This window comes from Streptomyces sp. NPDC006655, from assembly GCF_040703965.1.
In the GTDB taxonomy this organism is placed as follows: domain Bacteria; phylum Actinomycetota; class Actinomycetes; order Streptomycetales; family Streptomycetaceae; genus Streptomyces.
Window position 1 is genome coordinate 1 of record NZ_JBEYJU010000196.1, and the last position, 6,702, is coordinate 6,702.

The 6,702-nt window shown below is 73.1% G+C and carries 6 protein-coding genes; 3 read left to right on the forward strand and 3 right to left on the reverse strand.

The features are described from left to right. Positions 1–1,171 (reverse strand): ROK family transcriptional regulator (locus AB0958_RS44080; RefSeq protein WP_366896113.1); only part of this gene is annotated, 1,171 nt, incomplete at its 3' end. Positions 1,172–1,292: 121 nt separating this feature from the next. Here AB0958_RS44080 and AB0958_RS44085 point away from each other — a divergent pair. Beyond that, positions 1,293–2,507 (forward strand): MFS transporter, encoded by a 1,215-nt coding sequence (locus tag AB0958_RS44085; protein ID WP_366896114.1) that lies wholly within the window; start codon positions 1,293–1,295, stop codon positions 2,505–2,507. Here the strand turns inward: AB0958_RS44085 and AB0958_RS44090 are convergent. Next, the gene (locus AB0958_RS44090) at positions 2,467–2,925 is read right to left on the reverse strand and encodes a thioesterase family protein (protein WP_366896115.1); all 459 of its coding nucleotides are present in this window, start codon (positions 2,923–2,925) and stop codon (positions 2,467–2,469) included. The genes AB0958_RS44085 and AB0958_RS44090 overlap by 41 nt on opposite strands. Positions 2,926–3,011: 86 nt before the next feature. Further along, positions 3,012–4,280 (reverse strand): alginate lyase family protein, encoded by a 1,269-nt coding sequence (locus AB0958_RS44095; RefSeq protein ID WP_366896116.1) that lies wholly within the window; start codon positions 4,278–4,280, stop codon positions 3,012–3,014. 130 nt (positions 4,281–4,410) lie between these two features. Here AB0958_RS44095 and AB0958_RS44100 point away from each other — a divergent pair, with 130 nt between their 5' ends. Further along, positions 4,411–5,790 carry a solute carrier family 23 protein gene (locus AB0958_RS44100; RefSeq protein WP_366896117.1) on the forward strand — a complete coding sequence of 460 codons (1,380 nt, stop codon included), beginning with the start codon at positions 4,411–4,413 and terminating at the stop codon, positions 5,788–5,790. Between the two features lie 102 nt (positions 5,791–5,892). Continuing rightward, positions 5,893–6,579: a DUF5995 family protein gene (locus AB0958_RS44105; RefSeq protein ID WP_366896118.1), complete on the forward strand. Its 687-nt coding sequence runs from the start codon at positions 5,893–5,895 to the stop codon at positions 6,577–6,579. Positions 6,580–6,702 lie beyond the last annotated feature (123 nt).

Sequence of the window (6,702 nt, forward strand, 5' to 3'; positions counted from 1 at the left end):
GGCGGACCGTACGGCCGTCGGGTGCGGTCACGTCGTGGCCGCTCGCGCCGTTCCCCGCACCCCTGTCGGGCGCTGACACATCGGCGTCGACAAGGGAGCCCGACGGGCGGACCGTACGGCCGTCGGGTGCGGTCACGTCGTGGCCGCTCGCGCCGTTCCCCGCGTCCCTGGGAGGCGCTGCCGAGTCGGCGTCGGTTCGGAAGGTCGGGCGGGGCAGCGGTCGGGGGTCCGGGGCGCCGTTCGTCGCGCGCCTGGGGGGTGTGTCGCTGTCGTCGGTCGTCGTTCGGGCAGCCAGTTCCACGGCCTGTGCCGCGGTGTCGAACGACGCCATCCCGCACTGTTCGGCGAGTTCCGTGATCGCCGCCGCTCCGACCAGGGAGTGGTAGCCGCCCGAGCAGTCCGTCGCCGACGGGAGCGCCGGGGTGCCCGGGACCGGCAGGAAGCCGATCTCGCCGGTGCCGCCGGAGGCCCCCCGGCGCAGGCTGCCGTCCAGGACGACGGCGGCACCGGGGCTGTCGCCCAGCCAGAGCAGGACGAAGGTGTCCCGGTCGCGCGCCACGCCCTCCCGCTGCTCGGCGAGGGCCGCCAGGTTGGTCTCGTTCTCGACGCTGACCCGGGCCTCGGGAAAACGCTCCTGGAGGACGGCGACCAGGCGGCGGTGCCAGGCGGGCAGCTGCGCGGAGTCGCGGAGTTCGCCGGTCGCCGGATCGACGAGTCCGGGCGCCCCGATGCCGACGGTGTGCAGCCGCCCCCCTCCGGTGGCCTCCGCCTCCTTCACCGCCCGCTCCACCAGCCCCACCGCCTGCTCGACGGCGGCCGTGGTCCCCGTCTCCGGGCCGACCGGCACCGCCCCCTCCGCGAGCACCCGTCCCACCAGGTCGGAGACGAGGACCGAGACGCTCTCGGTGCGCACGTCGAGGGCGGCCAGACACGCGCGGTCGGCGACGATCCCGTACAGCCGGGCGTTCGGCCCGCGGCGCTGCTCGCCCGACTCGCCGACCACCCTGATCAGGCCGGACGCGCTGAGCCGTTCGACCAGGTCGGCGACGGTCGGCCGGGACAGCCCGGTCAGCTGCTTCAACTGGCCTGCCGTCAGCGGACCTTCCCGCTGGAGCAGGCCCAGCGCGAGCCGGTCGTTGATGGCCCGGGCGGTACTAGGTGATGCGGGCATGACGGGCATCCTCCCAGAACGGGCGGCCCGGGAAGGCCACTTCGCTCCCTATCTATCAGGCAGGGTCCCTGATAGTTTACGGCGGACAGCGGGGCGGCAACCGGCCGGGGAGGGCGGGACCATGGAAGACGTGGACCACGGGCAGGGCGAGGTGAGTCGCTCGCGCCATGCCGTCGCGGCCGTGTTCACCGTGCACGGTGCGGTCACCGGCTCGTTCGCGACCCGGGTGCCGTGGATCCAGGACCACGCCTCGCTGGGCGCGGGACAGCTCGGCTTCGCGCTCGCCTTCGGGGCGTTCGGCGCCTCGTGCTCGATGCCGCTGGCGGGCCGGATCAGCCACCGCTTCGGCAGCCGTACCGCGATGCGCGGCCTGATCGCGATGTGGACGCTGGCCCTGGTGCTGCCGGCCCTCGCGCCGAACATGTACACGCTCTGCCTGGCCATGTTCGTCTACGGCGCGAGCGCGGGCATGGCCGACGTCGCGATGAACGCGCTCGGCGTGGAGGTGGAGCGGCGGCTCGGGAAGTCGATCATGTCGGGCCTGCACGGCATGTGGAGCGCGGGCGCCCTGATCGGCTCGGCGGCCGGCACCCTCGCCGCGCACCTGGGCTCGGACGCCCGGCTGCACTTCGCGCTGGCGGCGGCCACCCTGACCCTGCTCGGGATGCTGGCCGCCGGCTGGGTCCCGGACCTCAGGCCGGAGGCGGACGAGGAGCCGCCGCCGCGGTTCGCGCTGCCGCCCCGGTCGGCCCTGCTGATCGGCGCGGTGGGCTTCTGCGCGGTGTTCGCCGAGGGGGCGAGCCTGGACTGGTCGGCGGTGTTCCTGAAGAACCGGATGGACAGCTCCGCCGGGCTGGCGGCGGCCACCACCACCGGGTTCATGCTGACCATGGCGATCGCCCGGATCAGCGGGGACGCGGTGGTGAACCGCTACGGCGCGGTGCGTACCGTGCGCGGCGGCGGGGTGCTGGCCGTGCTCGGCGGGCTGCTGATCGTCCTCGCGGGGCATCCGGCGGTGGCGATGACGGGGTTCGCGCTGATGGGCCTCGGCATCGCGGTGGTCGTGCCGCTGTGCTTCGCGGCGGCCGGACACGCGGGCCCGAACCCCAGCCAGGCCATAGCGGGCGTCGCGACGATCACCTACACCTCGGGGCTGGTCGCCCCGAGCCTGATCGGCGGGGTGGCCCAGGCGACCAGCCTGGTGGTGTCGTTCGGCCTGGTCACGGCGCTGGCCTTCGGCCTGGTGGCGTTCGCGGGCGTGCTGCGGTCCGGGGAACGCGCGGTCCGGGCGGAGGTCAGCTCCCGGGTCGAAGCAGTTCCCGGCCCACGGCCCTGAACCGCTCGCTCCAGGGAGCCGGGCGCAGCGTATCGGCGTCCAGCCGGACCAGGACCCGGGTGCCCTGGGCATAGGTGACCGTGCCGTCCTCCGAGCAGAACCGGAAGCCATAGGTCAGGCCGGTGGTGCCGAGCCGTTCCAGCCAGAGGTGGACGGCGTAGGCGCCGGGGCGGGTGACCGGTGCCTCGTAGCCGATGCGCAGTTCCTTGACCGCGTTGCAGGCGTCCTCGGCCGCGGCCCAGTCGCCCTCGAAGGCGAAGCCGTGCTCCTGCCACAGCTCGGCCCAGGCCCGCTCGACCATCACCGGGTAGCGGGCGTTGTGGAGCAGCCCGAGCGCGTCCAGGTCGTCGAAGTGGACGGTGACGGGGATCAGCCGGCCGTGGGACAGGGCGGGGGCGGTCGGGGCGTCGGCGGTCACGGATGGGGCTCCTGAGCACGGGGACGGAGTGGTGGGGACACTCCATCCTAAGCGGGTGCTCAGGAGCCCCGGCGGGGAAGGGGCTCTCAGCCCGCGATCGAGTCCAGCTGCTCGGCGGCGGGCCGCAGAGCCCAGAGGTCGCCGCCGGGCGGTGCCTCCAGCTGCCCGACCGCTCGCTGCGCCGCCCTGTCGCCCGCGTCGGCCGCCGCGTGGACGACGTCGGTCGCGGCGTAGCGGTGGAACTCCAGCTCCGGGTGCGGCCAGGCGGCGGCGCCGGTCGCGGCGGGCAGCAGATAGTCGACGGCCTTGGACAGGCCCTGCCCGGCGGGCCCCCGGTAGGCCCACAGGTCCACCCCGACATGCCGGCCGATGGCCGCGAGCCGGGTATAGGCGACCAGGTCGAAGGCCGAGTAGTGCCAGCTCCGGGTGCGGGCCAGTTCCTGCGGCTGGCTGCCGTCGCCCGCGATCTGCGGGTCGATCCGCTTCGCCCGCGCGTCCAGCACGGTCTTCCTCGCCAGCGCCTTGTCGCCGGTCGCGTAGGCGAGGGCGGCGAGCTGCATGTCGTAGAAGGTGCCGTGGTTGTTGGCCGCGGCGCCCTCCTCCTTGCCGAAGGCGCTGTTCTCCAGCCAGTCCCGGAACTCCGTGTTCCAGCTCCGCATGCCGGACCGGTCCGCGGCGCTCCAGCCGGGCGCCCCGGTGCCGAGGATGGCGAGCGCGTCGACCACACTCGTGTACGACTGGGAGAAGTCGATGATGCCGATCGACCGGCCGTCGTACTTGCACGGGATGAACTGGGCGTGGTTCAGGTTCGGGTTCATCCGGGTCGCCGGGTCCAGGAACCAGGTGCGCAGCACCTGCCCGGCCTTCTCGGCGTACGCCCGCCTGCCCGTGTAGAACCAGGCCAGGGAGAGGTCGTACGTCGAGTCGAAGACCTTCTCGACGTCCTGGCGGTCGGTGCCGCTGTCGACCTCGGGATTGCGCTGACCGTCGCGCTGCACGTAGGGGCAGCCCCAGGGGTTGCCGGAGGTGGGTGTGGTGGTGGGCCACCAGTAGGGCGCCTGGCTCAGGTAGTCGTGCACGTCACCGCCGGGGGCGGGCTTCGGTTTGTCGACGACCGTCCAGGGGCCCTGGTCCAGCCAGGCGTCGGCGCGTGCGGTCAGGTCCTGGACGGCGCGGCGCAGTCGCGGGTCGCCGTGGCCGAGTGCCGCCCTGGTGCGCTGGAGGCGGGCGCCGTCGAGGACGGCGGTGTCGGGCACCCGGTCCGTCCTCGCGGTCGCGTGGGCGGAGGGGGCGAGCACGGCCGCGACGGCCGCGAGTGCCGTCAGGACGACGGCCGCGCGGGATCTTCCACTCATCGAGCACTCCGATCGCCTATTCAGCAATGTGAACGAGGTTCACGAGTAGGACCGTGTGAGCGTAGGGCCGCCAGGTAGCCGTGACAATGGTCCGGACCGACTTCACGTACAAGGAAAGCGAAGCCCCACCATGGATCTCGGCGTGCGCTGGAAACTGCACGGCGACGGGCGTACGCCCGCGCCCGGAGCGGTGGTACGCCCCGACGAACGGCTCTCCTGGCCCCGCACCGTGGGGCTCGGCGCCCAGCACGTGGTGGCCATGTTCGGCGCGTCCTTCGTGGCGCCCGTCCTGATGGGCCTCGACCCCAACCTCGCGATCATGATGTCCGGCGTCGCGACCGTGATCTTCCTGCTGGCGACGCGCGGCCGGGTGCCCAGCTACCTCGGCTGCTCGCTGTCGTTCGTCGGGGTGGCCGCGGTGATCCGCGCGCAGGGCGGGACGAGCGCCACGATCACCGGCGCGACCCTCGTGGTCGGCGCCGTGCTCTTCCTGATCGGGCTCGCCGTCCAGCGGTTCGGCGCCCGGATCATCCACGCCGCGATGCCGCCGATCGTGACCGGCGCCGTCGTGATGCTGATCGGCTTCAACCTGGCGCCCGTCACCGCCGCCACCTACTGGCCGCAGGACCAGTGGACGGCGCTGCTGGTGATGCTGTTCACCGGTCTGGCCGTCGTCTGTCTGCGTGGTTTCTGGTCACGGGTCGCGATCTTCCTTGGCCTGGTCTTCGGATACGTCCTGTCCTGGGCCCTCGACCGGATCTTCGGCCGGATCCACTCGATGAGCCCGAGCGGCAAGGTCACCGACCACTGGCGCCTGGACCTCTCCGGCGTCGGCAAGGCCGACTGGATCGGGCTGCCCACCTTCCACGGACCGTCCTTCCAGTGGTCCGCGATCCTGGTCGCCCTCCCGGTCGTGATCGCCCTGGTCGCCGAGAACGCCGGACACGTCAAGGCCGTCGGCGAGATGACCGGCGACCCGCTGGACGACAGGCTCGGCACGGCGATCTCCGCGGACGGCGCCGCCTCGGTGCTCTCCTCCGCCGTGGGCGGCCCGCCCAACACCACCTACTCCGAGAACATCGGCGTGATGGCCGCGACCCGCGTCTACTCCACCGCCGCCTACTGGGCCGCCGCGGGCTTCGCGCTGCTCTTCGGCGTCTGCCCCAAGTTCGGCGCGGTCGTGGCCGCCGTCCCGGGCGGCGTGCTCGGCGGTATCACGGTAATCCTGTACGGCATGATCGGCCTGCTCGGTGCCCAGATCTGGCTGCACGCCAAGGTGGATCTGCGCAACCCGCTGAACCTGGTCCCGGCCGCCGCGGGCATCATCATCGGCGTCGGCAACGTCAGCATGAAGTTCACCGACACCTTCTCCCTCAGCGGCATCGCGCTCGGCACCCTGGTCGTCATCACCGGCTACCACGCGCTGCGCGCCATGGCCCCGGCCCACCTCAAGTCGCAGGAACCGCTGCTCGACGAGGGCACCAGCTCCTACGACGACACCAGGCCCTAGGCGTACGGCGCGCACGGGTCCCGGCGGCCGGCGTTCCCCCGTTCCGGGGAAGCGCCGGGCCCGTCGGCCCGTGCGCCGGCCCGGGGCTGGGACCCTTCCCCCATGGCGCAGCTGGAACACCTCACCGCTCCGGTCGACACCGTCGTCTCCCGGATGCGCGCCCTGGACGAGGGCCTCCCCCGGCGGGACGGCGTGGCGGTGTTCAACCGCGTCTACCTGGCCGTCACGGAGGAGGTCGAACGGCGCCTGGAGGCGGGTCGGTTCGGGGACCCGAGAGCCGCCGCGACGCTGGACGTGCGGTTCGCCGAGCGGTACCTGGCGGCGGTGGACGCGGAGGCCGCGGGCCACCGTCCACCGGCCTGCTGGCGGCCGTTGTTCCAGTTCCGGCGCCATCCGGGGGTACAACCGCTGCAGTTCGCCCTCGCGGGCATCAACGCGCACATCGGGCACGACCTCGCGCTGGCCGTGGTGGACGCCTGCCGTACCCTCGGCTGCGAACCGGCCGAGCTGGAGGACGAGTTCGACCGCGTGGGCGACCTCCTCGTCTCCCTGGAGGAGCGGATCCGGGAGGACCTGATGCCGGGTCCCGACCTGCTGCAGATTGCCGACCCGCTGACCCATCTGCTCGGTTCCTGGAGCCTGGAGCGGGCCCGGGAGGCGACCTGGTCGACGGCGCGGGCGCTGTGGGCGCTGCGCCGGTTCGAGGGCCTGGCCGAGGAGTTCGCGGAACGCCTGGACGCGGCGGTCGGCCTCGCGGGCCGGATGCTGCTCACCCCGCTGCGCGACTGAGCCGCAAGCACCGGCCCGACGAGCCCGTCTAGGGCCCTTCTGATGGATCTCCGTGGGAGAAGGAGCGGCGTTCGGTGCGTGCGATCGGCGTGCGGGGTGGCGGGCGTCGCGACGCCGCGGAGA